The following is a 15,114-nucleotide window of genomic DNA, read 5'->3' as shown; positions in this document are numbered from 1 at the left end:
GCACTTGAAAAGACAGCCCGCCTTCTAGCCGCCGCGGGGCGAACTGTCCACCGCGCGGGCTTCAGGGTGCCTGATCCTCGGGCAGCAGGGGGACGGTCGCGATGGACATCTTGGCCGAGCCTTCGGTCAGTTCGGACCCGTGGGCCAGATAGATCAGCACCCGCGATTCCGCGTCGAAGACCCGCCGCACGCGCAGCGACTTGAAGATCAGCGACCTGCTCTCTCGGAAGACCTCGTCGCCATCCTCGTCCAGCGCGACCCCCGTCAGGTCGATCGGACCGGTGCGCGCACATTCGATCGCGCTGTTGGACGGATCCTCGAACCAGTTCCCCTGGCTGAGGCGGTCGATGACCGACCGGCTGAAGAAGGCCAGGTGGCAGGTGACGCCCGGGATGTCGGGATCGGCGACCGCCTCGATGACGATGTCGTTTCCGACCCAGTCCACGCCGACCTCGGCCACTTCGCGGGCCATCAGGGTCTGGGGCAGAAGGGCGGCGATCAGGATCAGGGGGCGTATCATTCGATCTCCATCGGCTGGCGGCCCTGATCGGTCAGCAGGTCGACCGTGCCCGGACCGATGGCGACGGTGGCCAGCGGGCGGCCGTAGGCGGCCCCGCCGTCGATGTTCAGCCTGTTGCGATAGCGGGTGGGCCGGTCCAGAGCGGTGTGCCCGTGCACGATCAGCGGGCCGAAATCGGCCTCGCTTTCCAGGAAGCCCTTCCGGATCCAGACGAGGTCGTGTTCCTGCTGGTCGGTCAGGCCCACGCCGGGACGGATGCCCGCATGGACGAACAGGGCCAGCGGGTGCAGATACCACAGCGGCAGGGTCGCCAGGAAATCCGAATGGGCCTGCGGCACCGTGCGGCGGGCGTCGTCCAGCACCTGGTGATGGGGTCGGTCGATATCGACGCCATAGGATTCCAGCGTCGCACGCGCCCCCAGGCCCGCATGGTCCAGCCAGTGCTGCCCCGAGGACAGGCCGGGGTCGATCCAGTCGGGGGTGTTCAGGAATGCCGGCAGGAAGCGGTCGTGATTGCCGCGGGTGACGACCCAGTTGCGGCCGTCGCGGCGCCCTTGCAGCAGGTGTTCCACCACGCCGCGCGAATCCGGGCCGCGGTCGATCAGGTCGCCGACATGGACGATCAGCGCGTCCTGTCCGCCGTCGCGGAAGATCCGCTCATGCGCGGCCCTCAGCAGGTCGATCTGTCCGTGGATGTCGCCAATCGCGTAAACTTGCATCGCATTCCCCGCCCTTGGCGCGGCGGGCCGTGCCGCGCCCCCCTTGGGTAGGGGGGCACGGCAGCGAGGTCAAACCTCGAATTGCAGGGCGCGGGCCTGCAGGAACTTGCCGGTGCCTTCCAGCGCGGCCAGGACCTCGGGGCTGACGGCATCGTCCAGGTACAGGATCGCGATGGCGTCGCCGCCCTGATCCGCACGGCCCAGGGTGAAGTTCGCGATGTTGACGCCCAGCCCGCCCAGGGTCGAACCCAGTGCGCCGATGACGCCCGGCACGTCCTTGTTGCGGGTGTACAGCATGTGCGCGCCCACCTCGGCGTCGATGTTGATGCCGCGGATCTGGATGAAGCGCGGCTTGCCGTCGCTGAAGACCGCGCCCGCGATCGAGCGTTCGCGCGTGGCGGTGACGCAGGTCACCTTCACGTACCCCTCGTAGACGCCGCCCTTGCCCTGCGTCGTGGTCGAGACCTGCACGCCGCGTTCCTTGGCCATGACCGGGGCCGAGACCATGTTCACGTCCGGGTTCGTCGCCTGCATCACGCCCGACAGCACGGCCGCGTTCAGCGCGTTCAGGTTCATCTCGGACGCGACACCGTCATAGAGGATGTTCACGGCCTTGATCGGCTCGTCGGTCATCTGGCCCACGAAGGCGCCCAGGTGGCCTGCCAGCTTGATCCAGGGGCCCATGACGGCGGCTTCCTCGGCGGTGACCGAGGGCATGTTCAGCGCGTTCTGCACGGCGCCCGTCAGCAGATAGTCCGACATCTGCTCGGCGACCTGAAGGGCCACGTTTTCCTGCGCCTCGGTGGTCGAGGCGCCCAGGTGCGGGGTCACGACGACGTTCGGCAGGTTGAACAGCGGGCTTTCGGTCGCGGGCTCGACGGCGAAGACGTCGAAGGCGGCACCGGCGACGCGGCCCTCCTTCAGGGCGTCGGCCAGCGCGTCCTCGTCCACCAGGCCGCCGCGTGCGCAGTTCACGATGCGGACGCCCGGCTTCAGCTTGGCGATGTTCTCGCGCGAAAGGATGTTCTTTGTCTTCTCGGTCAGCGGCACGTGGAAGGTGATGAAATCGGCCTTGCCCAGCAGCTCGTCCAGCTCGACCTTGGTGACGCCCAGTTCCTTGGCGCGTTCCTCGGACAGGAAGGGATCGAAGGCCAGGACCTTCATGTGCAGGCCGAGCGCGCGGTCGATCACGATCGAACCGATATTGCCCGCCCCGATCACGCCGAGCGTCTTGTTGAACAGCTCGACGCCCATGAAGCGGCTCTTTTCCCACTTGCCGGCATGGGTGCTGACGCTGGCTTCGGGCAGCTGGCGGGCGACCGCGAACATCATCGCGATGGCGTGTTCGGCGGTGGTGATCGAGTTGCCGAAGGGCGTGTTCATCACGATGACGCCCTTCTTGCTGGCGGCGGGGATGTCCACGTTGTCGACACCGATGCCCGCGCGGCCCACGACCTTCAGGTTGGTCGCGTTCTCCAGCAGCTTCTCGGTGACCTTGGTGGCCGAGCGGATGGCAAGGCCGTCATACTGGCCGATCACCTCGGCCAGCTTTTCCTTGTCCTTGCCCAGATCGGGCAGGTAATCCACCTCGACCCCGCGATCGCGGAAGATCTGGACGGCGGTTTCCGACAGCTTGTCGGACACGAGAACCTTCGGCATGGCGTTCATCCTTTGCATGCGGCATCCGGGCAGCTGCCTCGCGGATGCTGTGTTCGTTTGGGAAACGGGGGGCGCGGGGCCCCCGGAAATCCGCTTATTGCGCGGCCAGTTCGGCGCGATAGGCCCATTCGACCCAGGGCATCAGCGCCGCGACATCGGCGGTTTCAACCGTCGATCCGCACCAGATGCGCAGGCCCGCGGGCGCGTCGCGATAGGCGCCGGCGTCCAGCGCCACGCCTTCCTTCTCCAGCCGCTTGGCGACGGCCTTGGCGAAGGCCGCACCGTCCTTGATGGCCGGATCGGTGAATTTCACGCAGACGCTGGTCGTCGATGCGGTGGCGGGATCGGCGGCCAGGTTCGCGATCCAGTCCTTGTCGGCGATGAAGTCCGCGACCGCCTTGGCATTCGCGTCGGCACGCGCCACGAGGCCCTTCAGCCCGCCCAGGCCCTCGGCCCATTTCAGCGCCACGAGGTAATCCTCGACCGCCAGCATGGACGGGGTGTTGATCGTCTCGCCCTTGAAGATGCCCTCGATCAGCTTGCCGCCCTTGGTCAGGCGGAAGATCTTGGGCAGGGGACGGTCGGGGGTATAGGATTCGAGACGCTCGACGGCGCGGGGCGACAGGATCAGCACGCCATGCGCGCCTTCGCCGCCCAGCACCTTCTGCCAGCTGAAGGTGGTCACGTCCAGCTTGTCCCAGGGCAACTCCATCGCGAAGGCCGCGCTGGTCGCGTCGCAGATGGTCAGGCCCGCGCGGTCCGCCGGGATCGCATCGCCGTTCGGCACGCGCACGCCGCTGGTGGTGCCGTTCCAGGTGAAGACCACGTCGCGGTCGAAATCGACTTCGGCCAGGTCGACGATATGGCCGTAATCGGCCTTGCGGACGGTGGCGTCCAGCTTCAGCTGCTTGACGGCGTCGGTGACCCAGCCTTCGCCGAAGCTTTCCCAAGCCAGCATTTCCACGGGGCGTTCGCCCAGCATGGTCCACATCGCCATCTCGACCGCGCCGGTGTCGGAACCGGGGACGATGCCGATGCGGTAGTCGTCGGGGACGCCCAGGACCTTGCGGGTCAGGTCGATCGCCTCGGCCAGCTTGGACTTGCCGACGGCGGAACGGTGCGAACGGCCAAGGGGCGCGTCCGACAGCATGTTCAGATCGTATTGGGGAATCTTGGCGCAGGGGCCGGACGAGAAACGCGGGTTTGCCGGCCGCGTGGCCGGGATCGGATGATCGCTCATGTGCTTAGCCTTCCAGCTAGAAGCCCTTCGTTGGGGAAGGGTGTCCCGCTGACGGAAATAGGGCCACGGCATCACTGGCGCAAGAAAAAACTTTGGCCTAGACGATGTGCAGTCAGGAAAGGATCGCCCGCATGTTCACCGTTTCGCTGATCGCCGCGCCTGCCGCGGCCAATCTGGACCAGGATCTTCCCGGCGGGCTTGCCGCCCAGTGGCACGGCAGCGATCCGCGCTGGCTTGCCCCCGGAATCGCTGCGGAATTCGACGTGGCGACCGTGCCGTCGGACCTGGACCGGGTCTGGTCGGACCTGCAGCAGATCGGCATCGACCTGGCGATCCAGCCCGCGCAGGGCCGCCGCAAGCGCATCCTGCTGGCGGACATGGATTCGACCATGATCGCGCAGGAATGCATCGACGAGCTTGCCGATGTCGCGGGCGTCGGCGAACGCGTCGCCGACATCACCGCCCGCGCCATGAACGGCGAGCTGAACTTCCACGAGGCGCTGGTCGAGCGCGTCGGCCTGCTGGCCGGCCTGCCCGAGGGCACCATCCAGGAGGTGCTGGCCAGCCGCATCACCATGGCCCCCGGCGGGCAGGTGCTGGTGGCGACCATGCGCGCCCACGGGGCCTATGCGGCGCTGGTCTCGGGCGGGTTCACGGCCTTTACCGAATCGGTCGCGGCGCAGCTGGGCTTCGACGAGAACCGCGCCAACACGCTGTTGGCCGAGGATGGCGTCCTGACCGGCCATGTCGCGCTGCCCGTCCTGGGCCGCGAGGCCAAGGTCGAGGCGCTGGAGGAGATCGCCGCAAGGCTGGGCCTGACCCCCGAGGATGTGCTGGCCGTGGGCGACGGGGCGAACGATCTGGGGATGATCCAGATGGCGGGCGCGGGCGTCGCGCTGCACGCCAAGCCCGCCGTCGCCGCGCAGGCGCAGCTGCGGATCAATCACGGCGACCTGACCGCGCTTCTGTATCTGCAAGGCTATGCCGCATCCGATTTCGTGACGGCATAAGCCCATGCTGGACCTGACATTCGATCTGTTCCTGCTGCTGGTGGCGGCGGGTTTCGCGGCGGGCTTCATCGACAGCATCGCGGGGGGCGGCGGGTTGATCACCGTGCCCGCGCTGATGCTGGCGGGCATCCCGCCCGCGCAGGCGCTGGCCACGAACAAGGTGCAGGGCCTGTTCGGGGCGGGAACCGCTGCCATCAGCTATGCCCGCCGCGGTCTGGTCGATCTGCGCAGCCAGTGGCGGCAGGCGGCGATCGCGGGCGTGGCGGGGGCCGTGGGCGCGGCGCTGATCTCGTCGGTGCCGACGGACGGGCTGCGGCTGCTGCTGCCGGTGATCCTGATCGGCATCGCGCTGTTCTTCGCGCTCAAGCCCGGCCTGAACGACCTGGACCGCATCCGCCGGATGGGGGCGGGGATGTTCGCCGCGACCATCGTGCCGCTGGTGGGCTTCTATGACGGGCTGATCGGGCCGGGGGCGGGGGCGTTCTACATGATCGGCTTCGTGACCTTGGCCGGATACGGCGTGCTGAAGGCGACGGCGCATACCAAGCTGCTGAACTTCGCGTCGAACCTGGGCGGGCTTGCTGCCTTTGCGCTGGTGGGCAAGCCGCTGTGGCTGCTTGGCCTTGCGATGGGGGCCGCGCAGATCGCGGGTGCGATGCTGGGTGCGCGGCTGGCCTCGCGGATCGGGTCGCGGCTGATCAAGCCGCTGCTGGTCGCGACCTCGTCCATCCTTGCGGTCCGGCTGATCTGGCAGATGGTCTGAGCCCGCGTCGCCGACGCCCGCTCTGCCAAGGGGCGCCGGCCTTCGCGCATCGCGGGACTAGGGGGACGATCCCGTGGCCCCAGCCTAGCGCGGGAATGCCACGGTAACGTGACGATTCGCGGGCGGGTCGCAGCTCAGTTCGGGAATCCGGGCGCAAGGCGCATCTCGCCCGTCGCGATGCCGCGCCAGTTCACGATCGGATCGGTCAACACGCGCCCGATGACCGGCGCATTGCGGTCGATCACGCCCAGATAGCGCACCAGCGCCGTGATCGCGGCCTCGGAGGCGCGGGTCGCACCGTCGGTGATCTTCAGCGCAAGGCCCATCCCCTCGTCCGGCAGGATCGCCACGAAGACGGCCTCGGCCCCGGTCTTGGCGGCGACGCGCCCGCGGCCCGCGCGCATCAGTTCGGTGCAGACGCGCCCCTCGCCCGCTACCATCTCGGGATGGGTGCGCATCGCATCGACCAGGCGGCCCATCGCACGCCCCCGCAGATCGTCGCGCGGGGTGGCGAACTGCGCCATCGCGCGCGCCAGCCCGGTCAGCGAACAGGCCCAGTTCGGCGCCGAGCAGCCGTCGATCCCGAAGCCCGGGCTTTCCTCGCCCGTCACCTCTTCGAAGGCGGTCCGGACGGCCTGCTGCACGGGGTGGTCGACGCAAGTATAGTCCGCGTCGCCGCCCAGGTGGCGGTTCAGCGTCAGAAAGCCCGCATGCTTGCCCGAGCAGTTGTTGTGCAGTTGCGAGGGCGCATGGCCGCCGCAGGTCAGCCGGTGGCGTTCGTCCCGGTCGCGGGGCAGGTGGCAGCCGCAGCGCAGGTCGCCCTCGGCCATCCCGAGGCCGTGCAGCCAGTCGCCGACCGCATCGACATGCATCGCCGCGCCCGAATGGCTGGCGCAGGCCAGCGCCAGCTGCCGGTCGGTCAGGCCGGCGGCGTCGGCGGCGCCGCTCTCGATCAGGGGCAGGGCCTGGATCATCTTGCAGGACGATCGGGGCAGGATCACCTCGGATGGGTTGCCCCATGCCTCGACCACGCCCTGGCGGTCGCAGATGACGGCATGGCCGCGATGCACGCTCTCGCACAGGTCGCCGCGCCACAATTCTATCATTTCGGCTGGTTGCATGCCCCGTCCCCCCTGACAATTGCGCGATATGTGGAAGCATGGCCTTTATCGGCACATGATTTTCGCTATCCTGATCGGAGATGGTTGAAAAGACCACTCCAATCGGGAACAACGCCCGTTGAAGCGGCGAAACGAATGGCAGGAGGCCAGAGCATGTTTACCACCACGCTGCGCGGCATCGGCGCCAGCCTGATCCTGATCGCGGGGATGGGTTCGGCGATGGCGCAGGAATCGACGAATGTGGTCGCCACGGAAGGCGACTGGACGGTCTTCGCCGCGGACAATCCGCGCGAATGCTGGGCGGTTTCGCCCCCGAAATCCACGCTGAACACCAAGGACGGCCAGCCGGCCGAGGTGACGCGCGGGGACATCCGGCTCTATGTCGCGTATCGTCCGGGCCAGGCCGGCGAGGTGTCCTTTACCGGCGGTTATCCCTTCGCGCCCGATTCGACGGTCGAGGTCGATATCGGCGGTCGCAAGTTCAACCTGTTCACCGAAGGCGAGAGCGCCTGGACCGGCAGCCCCTCGGACGACCAGGCGCTGGTCGGCGCGCTGCGTGCGGGTGCGACCGCGGTCGTGACCGGGCGTTCGGCGCGCGGCACCACGACCAAGGACACGTTCAGCCTGTCGGGCATCACCGCGGCGACGAACACCGCGCAGGAACGCTGCAAGTAAGCCGCGCGGCCATTCGGCCACGCCAAGGCTGTTATGCATCCCGGATGGGGCGGATCGGTTGATTTCCGCCCCTCTTTGGCTTATGTGCCAGTCTTCGCCCCATTCACATGCCAAACTTACCGGTGATCCCATGAACGCTCCGATCACGCAGGACGTGCTGACCATTCCCCGCAAGCTGCCGGAAGGCGGATTGACGAACATCGTCGGCCTGACCCGCGACCAGCTGCGCGACGCGCTGATCGAGGCCGGCACCCCCGAGAAGCAGGCCAAGATGCGCGTGGGCCAGGTCTGGCAGTGGGTCTATTACTGGGGCGTGCGCGACTTCGCCCAGATGACGAACCTGGCCAAGGACTACCGCGCCATGCTGGCCGAGCGGTTCGAGATCGCCCTGCCCGAGATCGTGACCCGCCAGATCAGCACCGACGGCACGCGCAAGTACCTGCTGCGCATCGCCGGCGGTCACGAGGTCGAGGCCGTCTACATCCCCGAGGAAGGCCGCGGCACGCTGTGCGTCAGCAGCCAGGTCGGCTGCACGCTGACCTGTTCCTTCTGCCACACCGGCACCCAGAAGCTGGTCCGCAACCTGACCGCCGGGGAAATTGTCGGCCAGCTGATGCTGGTGCGCGACGATCTGGGCGAATGGCCCGAACAGGGCAAGCCCAAGGACGAACAGCGCCTCGTCAGCAACATCGTCCTGATGGGCATGGGCGAGCCGCTGTACAATTTCGATAATGTCCGCGACGCCATGCGCGTCGTCATGGACGGCGAGGGGCTGTCGCTGTCGCGCCGCCGCATCACGCTGTCCACCAGCGGCGTCGTGCCGGAAATCGCCCGCACCGCCGAAGAGATCGGCTGCCTGCTGGCCATCAGCTTCCACGCCACCACCGACGAGGTGCGCAACAAGCTGGTCCCGATCAACAAGCGCTGGAACATCCAGACGCTGCTGGATGCGCTGCGCGACTATCCGCGCCTGTCCAACAGCGAACGCATCACCTTCGAATACGTGATGCTGGACGGCGTGAACGACAGCGACGAGGACGCGCGCCGGCTGGTCAAGCTGATCCGCGGCATCCCGGCCAAGATCAACCTGATCCCGTTCAACCCCTGGCCCGGCGCACCCTACGACCGCTCCAGCTGGGACCGGATCGAGGCCTTTGCCGACATCGTCTACAAGGCGGGCTATGCCAGCCCCATCCGCACCCCGCGCGGAGAGGATATCATGGCCGCCTGCGGCCAGCTGAAATCCGCGACCGAGCGGGGCCGCAAGTCCAAGGCCCAGATCGACGCCGAGGCGGCGGGCTGAGAACGACAAAGGGGCGCCGATCCGGCGCCCCTTCGCATTTGCGCGATCAGCAGGGTTTCGGCCAGCCGTCGATGATCTCGATGGCCTCGTCCGCGGTCTCGACATAGCGGATCAGGTCCAGATCCTCCTCCGAGATGGTGCCTGCCTTGGCCAGCGCCTTCCAGTTGATGATCTCCTCCCAGAACTCCTTGCCGAACAGCAGGATGGGTACGCGGGCCATGCGCCGGGTCTGCACCAGGGTCAGCGTCTCGAACAGCTCGTCCATGGTGCCGAAGCCGCCGGGGAAGACGGTGACCGCGCGGGCGCGCATCAGGAAATGCATCTTCCGGATCGCGAAATAGTGGAAGTTGAAGCACAGGTCGGGCGTCACGTATTCGTTCGGCGCCTGTTCATGGGGCAGCACGATGCCCAGCCCGATGGACTGGCCGCCTGCCTGGTCGGCGCCCATGTTCCCGGCCTCCATCACGCCGGGGCCGCCGCCCGTGCAGACGACGTATTCACGGCCATAGCTGTCGAGGCTGCGCTCGGTCATCTTGCGGGCGAAGATGCGGGCCTCGTCGTAATATTTCGACAGCGCGCCCAGGGTGGGCGTGCGGGCCTCGTCGGCGCGGTCGGGCGCGGGGATGCGGGCGCCGCCGAAGATCACCACGGTCGATTCGATGCCGCGTTCGTCCATGATCATCTGCGGCTTCAGCAGCTCCAGCTGCAGGCGCACGGGGCGCAGCTCCTCGCGCAGCAGGAAATCCTCGTCGGTGAAGGCCAGCCTGTAGGCGGGCGCGCGGGTCTGCGCGGTCTGCGGGATGCGCTTGGCGCGGACGACGTCCTCGTCGCTGTGGGTAAAGCTGTGGGCGCGTTCTTCTTCGGCCATGTCGTTCATTCCTGCCTCGGTATCTTCCGGCGCATGCCCTGCGCATTGCGCGGGCCATGCGTGACCCTTATAGCCCAGTGGTGACAGTTTCCGTCCCAACCGACAAGAGAGAGCCGCGATGACCGAAGCACTGGAAAACGCCATCGAAGCCGCGTGGGAAGCCCGCGCCGACATCACCAGCGCAACCACCGGAGAGGTGCGCGACGCCGTGACCGAGGTCCTGTCGGCGCTGGACGACGGCAGCCTGCGCGTGGCCGAGAAGCGCGGCGACGACTGGCATGTGAACCAGTGGGCCAAGAAGGCCGTGCTGCTGTCCTTCCGCCTGAACGACATGGAAGAGATGTCGGGCGGCCCGCAGGGCAGCAACTGGTGGGACAAGGTGCCGTCGAAATTCGCGGGCTGGGGCGAGGCCCAGTGGAAGGACGCGGGCTTCCGCGCGGTTCCGGGCGCGATCGTCCGCCGCAGCGCCTTCGTAGGCAAGGGCGCCGTGCTGATGCCCTCCTTCGTGAACCTGGGCGCCCATGTGGGCGAGGGCACGATGGTCGATACCTGGGCGACCGTCGGCAGCTGCGCGCAGATCGGCAAGAACGTCCACCTGTCGGGCGGCGTCGGAATCGGCGGTGTGCTGGAACCCCTGCAGGCGGGTCCGACCATCATCGAGGATGGCTGCTTCATCGGCGCGCGTTCCGAGGTGGTCGAGGGCGTGATCGTCCGCGAGGGTGCCGTGCTGGGCATGGGCGTCTATATCGGGCAGTCGACCAAGATCGTGGACCGCGAGACGGGCGAGGTCATGTATGGCGAAGTGCCCGCGGGCTCGGTCGTGGTCTCGGGCTCGATGCCGTCGAAGAACGGCGTGCACCTGTATTGTGCGGTGATCGTGAAGCGGGTGGATGCCAAGACCCGCGCCAAGACCTCGGTCAACGAGCTGCTGCGCGACTGATCCCGGCGCGAACCGCAGGCCCCCGCGATGCGTTGCGGGGGCTGGCTGCACGAGAGGGGCGATGGACGCGCAGGACAGTATCGAGGAATTGATCGAGCGGATCGGCGAGGCCGCGACGGGCGAGGAGACGAGCCTGCGCGAGGTCGTCGAGGCCCTGGGGCAGCGATCGCTTGCGGCCTATCTGCTGGTGCCGTCGCTGGCGGTGCTGTCGCCGCTGTCGGGCGTGCCGCTCTTCTCGACGATCTGCGGGGCGGCGATCTTTCTCATCTCGGCGCAGATGCTGATGCGGCGCGATCACTTGTGGCTGCCGGACATCCTGATGCGGCGCAGGCTGCCGTCGAAGCGGCTGGAGGCGGCGGTCCGGTGGATGCGCGGACCCGCGCGGTTTCTCGACCGGATCACGGCGCGGCGCATCGGGTTCCTGGTGCACAGGCCGTTCATCTGGGTGACGCAGGCGATGTGCCTGATCGCGGGGCTGGTCATGCCGGTGCTGGAGCTGGTCCCCTTCACCTCGTCCATCCTGGGCGGGATGGTCAGCATGTTGGCATTGGGGATGCTGGCACGCGACGGGGTGTTCACGATCCTTGGATTTGCCGCGATCGGCGGTCTCTATTCCGGGCTGACGACGCTGCTGCACTGAACCGCGGCCGATGGGACGGGTGCGCGCGGACCGGCCATCGAGGCCGGACCGCGCGCCGCCACGGCGTCGGCCTCGATGGCCGACACCGTGGCGATCCCCCGATCAGCTGTCGGGGCGCACCTTGGCGGCGGTTCCGCCGGCGAAGGCTGCCAGCCGCTCGCGCGCGGCGTCCTGCGTGTTCACCACCCCCGCGACGACCGCCTCGGCATAGGCCGCATCCAGCGCGCTCATGTTCTGCATGTGGCTGATGGCCGAGCAGATGGCGAAGTTCGACAGGGCCGGGTTCTGCGCCGCCCGTTCCGCCAGCTCGCGCGCCTTCGTCTCGGGGTCCTCGACCAGGTACTGGCACAGCCCGACCGAAACGGCCTCGTCGCCTGCATAGAGCCTGCCCGTCAGCATCATGTCGATCATCCGCGCCTTGCCGATCAGGTCCGCGACGCGGATCGTCGCGCCGCCCCCGGTGAACAGGCCGCGCTGTCCTTCGGGCAGCCCGAAATAGCAATCGGGCCCCGCGACACGGATATGCGCCGCCGATGCCAGTTCCAGCCCGCCGCCGACGACCGCGCCCTTCAGCGCCGCGATGACCGGCACCCCGCCATATTCCATCTTGTTGAACGCCTCGTGCCAGCGCATGCAGACGCGCATGAAATCCGCGGCCGAGCGTTCCTCGCGGTGATGTTCGACCAGGTCCAGGCCCGCGCAGAAATGCGGCCCCTCGGCGCGCAGGATCGCGGCGCGGATGCCCTCGTGGGGCAGGGCCGCGAAGATGTCGACCAGTTCCTCGATGGTGGCGATGTCCAGCGCGTTGCGCTTGGCCGGGCGGTTCAGCGTCACCGTGGCGATGCCCATGCCGTCCACGTCCAGCGCGATGTTGCGCAGTTCCAGATCCGCAAGCTTGCGCATCCCGTTCCTCCTCTTCCCTCGTGCGGAAGGCTTAGCTGCCGATGAGGGACATGACCAGCGGGATGGTCGCGATGCCGAACGCGGTCGAGATCAGGATCGCCGCCGATGTCCGCTGTTCGGCCAGCCCGAAATGCTGCGCCAGGATATAGACGTTTCCCGCCACCGGCAGGGCGGCGGCGGCGACCATGACGCCCGCCGCGAAGGGATCCACCCCGAAGGCGCGCGCCGCGATCCACACCGCCAGCGGGTGCAGCACCAGCTTGGCCGTGCCCAGCCAGCCCGACACCGCGACCCGGCCCAGCCGCAGCCCCGCAAGGCTGGCGCCGATGGCGAACAGCGCACCCGGCGTCGCGGCGGCGCCCAGGATCGACAGGAACTCGTCCAGCGGGCGCGGCATGGGCAGGTCCGCCCCCGCCCAGGCCAGTCCCGCCGCCATCGACAGGATCATGGGGTTGGACGCGATGCCGCGCGCGATGGGGCGCAGCGTGCGCAGCCTGATTCCTCCGCTGCGCGAGGCATGCACGATCAGCGTGATCAGGGTCGAGAAGACGATGGTGTCGATGGTCAGCACCATCAGCACCGGCCCGACCGCGGCCTCGCCCAGCAGTACGACCAGCATCGGCACGCCCAGAAAGCCGGTATTCCCGATCATGCAACATTGCGCCTCCATCGCGGCCTCGGGGGTCGACAGGCCCCGCCAGCGTGCGACGGACATGCCCACCGCCCAGACGGCCAGCGATCCCAGCAGATAGGCGGCGGCGAAGCGCGGATCGAAGATCGCGCCCAGGTCCAGCCCCGCGGCAAAGCGGAACAGCATGGCCGACAGGGCGAACCAGAAGACGAAGCGGGTCAGCCATGCCGCACCCTCGGGCGGGAAGAAGCGGATGCGCGATGCCAGCCAGCCAAGGCCGATCAGCCCGAAGAAGGGCAGCGTCTTCAGAAAGACCTCGAACATTGGACCCCCCGGTCGGGCCGGGGGTCAGCCCTGTCCGATCAGCACCCCCACCGCCAGCACCAGACCACCGCCCAGCACGACTTGCAAGGTGGCCCGCCAGAAGGGCGTGGCCATCCAGCGGCTCTGGATCCAGGCGATGGCCCACAGCTCGATCGCGACGAACAGGATCGCGATGGTCGTGGCCAAGGTGAAATCCGGGATCAGGTAGGGCAGCGCATGGCCGAGGCCCCCCACCATCGTCATCACCCCCGAGGCGATGCCGCGCTTGATCGGCGATCCACGCCCCGAGATGACGCCGTCGTCGGATGCGGCCTCGGTGAAGCCCATGCTGATCCCCGCGCCGACGCTGGCGGCCAGGCCGACCAGGAATGTCGTCCAGGGGTCCTGCGTCGCGAAGGCGGTCGCGAAGATCGGCGCCAGCGTCGAGACGCTGCCATCCATCAGCCCCGCCAGCCCCGGCTGGATCCAGGTCAGGACGAAGTTGCGATGCGCGACGGCGTCCTCCTCGGCGCGGGCCTCGGGGGTCAGGTGGGTCTCGGACAGCTCGCCCGCGCGATCCTCGTGGCCGCGCTCGGCGGCGGCCAAGTCGCCCAGCAGCTTGCGGGTCGTGGCGTCCTGGCAGCGCTGCGCGGCATGGGCATAGAATTCGGCCGCATCGCGTTCCATGCCCGCCGCCTCGGCGCGGATCGCCTCCAGCGACAGGTTCTGCATCATCCATGCGGGCCTGCGCGACAGGTAGCCCGCGACATGTTCGCGCCGGATCACCGGGATCGCGTCGCCGAAGCGGTCGGTGAAGCGGTCGATCAGCAGGCGGCGATGCCCGTCCTCCTCGGCGGCCATGCCCTCGAACACGGCGGCGGTCGCGGGGAAATCGTCGCGCAGCTCGACCGCCCAGTTGCGATAGATGCGGGCGTCGTCCTCCTCGGAGGCGATGGCAAGCGCCAGGATCTCTCGTTCCGACAGGTCGGACAGGCGCTTGCGGCTGGACAGGAAGGGCAGGGTCATGGCGCGGCCTTGGCAGGGTTGCGGACCGACCTTGCGACGGTGAACTCGGTCACGCCGCCGGGCAGGTCCCGTTGCGCGATCATGGCATGACCGGCCTCGTGGCAGAAATGCGGCAGATCGACCAAGGCCATGCGGTCGGTCGTGCGGATGCGGACCATCGCGCCGGGATCGGCGGCCTCCAGCGCCTTGCGCAGGCGCAGGACGGGCAGGGGGCACAGCAGGTCGCGCGCATCCAGCGGCGGCACCAGCTGCGCCAGGGCCCAGGGGCGGGCCTGCGACGGTTCGATCCGCTGCGCCAGATCGCCCGCGAATTCGGCGAATGCATCGGCCTGCTGGCGCGGCACGTACAGGATGACGGGCAGGTCGCGATCCATCGCATCCGCGATCAGGGCGACGAAGCCGCGGCCCGCGACCTCTTGCCGGGCGAATTTCGGCACGATCACCAGCTGCGCATGTGCCAGCCCCGGCAGCGCGGTCGCCGCCGCCTGTTCCAGCGCGCCCGGGTCCAGCCGGCAGCCCTGCGCCCCCGGCCCGAGCGATTGCGAGATGCGAAACCGGGGCGCGTCCAGCCCAAGCGCCTCGACCTCCATGTCGCAGGGGCGGTCCGGGCCAAGATCGTGGTTGTGCTGCACCGCGCCGCCCAGCCGGGCGCCCATGCGCTGCAGGTCGCGTGCCAGGTCGACCAGCAGCCGGTCGGCCATGCCGGGTGCGTCCCCGGCGGCAGAGGTGAACCAGGCCAGCATTCGATCATCCCCCATGATGCAGCGGCCCCAAGCCTTATCCGATCGCGCGG

16 protein-coding genes are annotated in these 15,114 nt (G+C 68.3%); 6 read left to right on the top strand and 10 right to left on the bottom strand.

All coding sequences use genetic code 11. From position 1 onward, the window contains the following. Positions 1–61 precede the first annotated feature (61 nt). The 4 genes from F804_RS0111645 to F804_RS0111630 form a co-directional block, all read right to left on the bottom strand. A complete protein-coding gene (locus F804_RS0111645; RefSeq protein WP_022707926.1) occupies positions 62–520 on the bottom strand; it encodes a CreA family protein in 459 nt (152 codons plus the stop codon). Further along, entirely contained in the window at positions 517–1,239 is a 723-nt protein-coding gene (locus F804_RS0111640) for a metallophosphoesterase (protein ID WP_022707925.1), read from the bottom strand. The genes F804_RS0111645 and F804_RS0111640 overlap by 4 nt, the downstream gene beginning before the upstream one ends. A gap of 69 nt (positions 1,240–1,308) precedes the next feature. Continuing rightward, positions 1,309–2,898 (bottom strand): phosphoglycerate dehydrogenase, encoded by a 1,590-nt coding sequence (gene serA, locus F804_RS0111635; RefSeq protein ID WP_022707924.1) that lies wholly within the window; start codon positions 2,896–2,898, stop codon positions 1,309–1,311. A 94-nt stretch (positions 2,899–2,992) separates the two neighbouring features. After that, entirely contained in the window at positions 2,993–4,138 is a 1,146-nt protein-coding gene (locus tag F804_RS0111630) for a phosphoserine transaminase (RefSeq protein WP_022707923.1), read from the bottom strand. Between the two features lie 131 nt (positions 4,139–4,269). On the opposite strand from F804_RS0111630, the gene serB reads away from it, so the two are divergent. Further along, positions 4,270–5,148, top strand: a complete 879-nt coding sequence (gene serB, locus F804_RS0111625) for a phosphoserine phosphatase SerB (RefSeq protein ID WP_022707922.1) — start codon at positions 4,270–4,272, stop codon at positions 5,146–5,148. A gap of 4 nt (positions 5,149–5,152) precedes the next feature. Further along, the gene (locus F804_RS0111620; protein WP_022707921.1) at positions 5,153–5,911 is read left to right on the top strand and encodes a TSUP family transporter; all 759 of its coding nucleotides are present in this window, start codon (positions 5,153–5,155) and stop codon (positions 5,909–5,911) included. Positions 5,912–6,045: 134 nt separating this feature from the next. Here F804_RS0111620 and F804_RS0111615 read toward each other — a convergent pair whose 3' ends face one another. After that, a complete protein-coding gene (locus F804_RS0111615; RefSeq protein WP_022707920.1) occupies positions 6,046–7,032 on the bottom strand; it encodes an asparaginase in 987 nt (328 codons plus the stop codon). Between the two features lie 153 nt (positions 7,033–7,185). Between F804_RS0111615 and F804_RS0111610 the strand changes: the two genes are divergently transcribed. Continuing rightward, positions 7,186–7,707 carry an invasion associated locus B family protein gene (locus F804_RS0111610; protein WP_022707919.1) on the top strand — a complete coding sequence of 174 codons (522 nt, stop codon included), beginning with the start codon at positions 7,186–7,188 and terminating at the stop codon, positions 7,705–7,707. A 130-nt stretch (positions 7,708–7,837) separates the two neighbouring features. Then, positions 7,838–9,010, top strand: coding sequence for a dual-specificity RNA methyltransferase RlmN (rlmN, locus tag F804_RS0111605; protein ID WP_022707918.1), 1,173 nt, complete (start codon positions 7,838–7,840; stop codon positions 9,008–9,010). Between the two features lie 46 nt (positions 9,011–9,056). On the opposite strand, the gene F804_RS0111600 is transcribed toward rlmN, so the two are convergent. Then, positions 9,057–9,878 (bottom strand): LOG family protein, encoded by an 822-nt coding sequence (locus F804_RS0111600; RefSeq protein ID WP_028725913.1) that lies wholly within the window; start codon positions 9,876–9,878, stop codon positions 9,057–9,059. A gap of 118 nt (positions 9,879–9,996) precedes the next feature. Between F804_RS0111600 and dapD the strand changes: the two genes are divergently transcribed. Both dapD and F804_RS0111590 read left to right on the top strand, forming a co-directional pair. Continuing rightward, positions 9,997–10,818, top strand: coding sequence for a 2,3,4,5-tetrahydropyridine-2,6-dicarboxylate N-succinyltransferase (gene dapD / locus F804_RS0111595; RefSeq protein ID WP_022707916.1), 822 nt, complete (start codon positions 9,997–9,999; stop codon positions 10,816–10,818). Between the two features lie 61 nt (positions 10,819–10,879). Then, positions 10,880–11,458 carry an exopolysaccharide biosynthesis protein gene (locus F804_RS0111590; protein ID WP_022707915.1) on the top strand — a complete coding sequence of 193 codons (579 nt, stop codon included), beginning with the start codon at positions 10,880–10,882 and terminating at the stop codon, positions 11,456–11,458. Positions 11,459–11,560: 102 nt separating this feature from the next. Here the strand turns inward: F804_RS0111590 and F804_RS0111585 are convergent, their stop codons facing one another. The 4 genes from F804_RS0111585 to F804_RS17755 form a co-directional block, all read right to left on the bottom strand. After that, positions 11,561–12,307, bottom strand: a complete 747-nt coding sequence (locus F804_RS0111585; RefSeq protein ID WP_425413876.1) for a crotonase/enoyl-CoA hydratase family protein — start codon at positions 12,305–12,307, stop codon at positions 11,561–11,563. Positions 12,308–12,392: 85 nt separating this feature from the next. After that, positions 12,393–13,316, bottom strand: a complete 924-nt coding sequence (locus tag F804_RS0111580) for an AEC family transporter (RefSeq protein WP_022707913.1) — start codon at positions 13,314–13,316, stop codon at positions 12,393–12,395. A gap of 24 nt (positions 13,317–13,340) precedes the next feature. Continuing rightward, positions 13,341–14,321, bottom strand: a complete 981-nt coding sequence (gene mbfA, locus F804_RS0111575) for an iron exporter MbfA (protein ID WP_022707912.1) — start codon at positions 14,319–14,321, stop codon at positions 13,341–13,343. Next, positions 14,318–15,064: a DUF2478 domain-containing protein gene (locus F804_RS17755; RefSeq protein ID WP_022707911.1), complete on the bottom strand. Its 747-nt coding sequence runs from the start codon at positions 15,062–15,064 to the stop codon at positions 14,318–14,320. Before F804_RS17755 ends, mbfA begins: the two co-directional genes overlap by 4 nt. Positions 15,065–15,114: the final 50 nt, after the last annotated feature.

Source organism: Paracoccus zeaxanthinifaciens ATCC 21588 (assembly GCF_000420145.1).
Taxonomy (GTDB): domain Bacteria; phylum Pseudomonadota; class Alphaproteobacteria; order Rhodobacterales; family Rhodobacteraceae; genus Paracoccus; species Paracoccus zeaxanthinifaciens.
This window is presented reverse-complemented; position numbering and strand designations above follow the sequence as displayed.